Annotated in this window: 2 protein-coding genes; both read left to right on the top strand. The window is 48.1% G+C overall.

The window, feature by feature from the left end; translation table 11 throughout:
- Positions 1–530 precede the first annotated feature (530 nt).
- Positions 531–983 carry a GNAT family N-acetyltransferase gene (locus tag OB13_RS16945; RefSeq protein ID WP_461491366.1) on the top strand — a complete coding sequence of 151 codons (453 nt, stop codon included), beginning with the start codon at positions 531–533 and terminating at the stop codon, positions 981–983.
- 3 nt (positions 984–986) lie between these two features.
- Entirely contained in the window at positions 987–2,060 is a 1,074-nt protein-coding gene (locus tag OB13_RS16950; RefSeq protein WP_461491367.1) for an alanine racemase, read from the top strand.
- The last annotated feature ends 198 nt before the right edge of the window (positions 2,061–2,258 follow it).

Here is a 2,258-nt window from a genome sequence, read left to right on the forward strand (position 1 = left end):
AACAATCAGCTCCCTTGCCGCTCACTATTCCGCATCACAGCCTACACCGCGAGCACAAGCCGGTTTTGCACAAAAAACAGAGGCTATTTTATACACCTGAACCTCTACACGCACCTTTTACAATAAAACCGGGCTTTTCAACACAATTTTAACTATATTCAAGAACACCCATACCTCTTCTATGTCAGACAACTTATACTATTCTAACAAATACGCCTTCTTAACCTTACCTACTTTTTACTCTACATGCCCGCTGCAGCCAGCCGGGTGAAATCTGAAGGTATAGCCGGATCCGTATTGGATTACTTGCAAGTCACAGTTGCCAGCAGCCTTTCTGGACCGAATCCGACTGCCCGGGCGTACCTGCTCACTACAACAATTACAAGCAGATGCATCGTACATAAGTCTTGGCTATACCGCTCGTTCCGGCTTTCATTTGACTCGGACGCTAATTTATTCGGTCGCACGGCTGCTCATGCGCGCTGCATCCCGTTAATTATACTATACCTCAACCCAACAAAAATCAGAAAATGGCAGACACCAACTCCCTCCATTATGAAATCTATACCCCCACCCACCACCAACAGCTGAAACGCGATGAGGTGCTGGACTTCCTGTTCAGGCACCTGGACCAGTACGGCGACGCCCTCGAAGACATCGCCAAGTGCATGGACTATGCTTTGTCAGAGTCGGAAGGCAAAGGGGGTGCAGTGATCGTGGCCCAGGAGAATGACCAGGTAGTGGGGGCACTCATCCTGAACAACACCGGTATGAGCGGCTATATACCCGAAAACATTCTGGTATATGTAGCCGTGCATAACAGCCAGCGCGGCAAGGGCGTCGGCAAAAAACTGGTGCAGCTGGCTACCGAAACTACAACCGGAAGCATTGCCCTGCATGTGGAGCCTGACAACCCGGCAAGGCACCTTTATGAAAAAATGGGCTTCACGAACAAATACCTGGAATACAGAATAATACGATAAAGAATGGCAGTATTAAAACTATACCGGGAGCGCCTGCAACACAACTACAACCACCTCAACCAGGTGTTCCGGGAGAAGAACATTGATTGGGGCATCGTCACAAAGCTGCTTTGCGGCGAAGAAACTTTCCTCAAAGAAGTACTTGCACTGGGCGTAAAAGAGATACACGACTCCCGGGTAACGAACCTGAAAACAATCAAGAAAATGGCACCCGATGTACAAACCGTGTACATTAAGCCGGCACCAAAACTCAGTATACCTGAAATCATCGAGTTCGCCGATGTAAGTTTCGAAACGGAACTTGACATCATCCGGCTGTTATCTGAAGAGGCTGTCCGGCAGAACAGGCTGCACAAAATCATTATCATGATCGAAATGGGCGATCTGCGCGAGGGCGTCATGGGCGACGAGCTGGTCAATTTTTATCAACAGATATTTCAGCTACCGGGTATTTCAGTGATCGGGCTGGGCGCAAACTTCAATTGCCTCCACGGTGTGATGCCCACCCAGGACAAGCTTATTCAGCTCAGTTTATACAAGCAGATCATCGAAGCGAAATTCAACATCGGGATTCCCTGGGTATCGGGTGGCACCTCGGTGACGATCCCGCTCCTGTTCACGCATCAAATGCCCAAAGGCATCAACCATTTCCGGATCGGGGAAGCCCTTTTCTTCGGACTGAACCTCTTTACCGGAGAAACTTTCGAAGGCATGTACGCGGATGTGTTTGAGTTTACAGCTGAGATCATTGAACTGAACCAGAAGCCGATGATACCTACGGGTATGCTGGCCGAAAATCCGAGTGGCGAGAGTTTCGAGATCGATGAGAGCCTGTATGGTAAAACATCGCACCGGGCGATACTGGATGTGGGGCTGCTGGATATCCATCCGAAATATTTGATCCCAAAGGATGAACACCTGAATGTGATCGGGGCCAGTTCCGATATGCTGGTGGTCGAATTGGGAGAAAACGAGCAGAATTATAAGGTAGGCGATGTACTCCGTTTTGACCTGAAGTATATGGGCGCACTCAGCATCATGAACTCCCGCTATATCGGAAAAGAAGTAGTGGCGTAATAGTGAATTTGCTTTCGCCTGCCTGTCTGCTTTCTATACCTGGGAGAGCATGGCTATGAAAAAGTCTTACTTTTTAAGTGAGACTTTTTTTTGTTTGCCATACGTATATCTACCTGTTTGCAGCGCCGAACCTATCAGTCTCATTATCTGTATTTAAATGAGTTATTTCATGCGAACGAATAGCTCGTACCTTTTACT

The sequence above is a fragment of the Pontibacter sp. HJ8 genome, assembly GCF_054824225.1.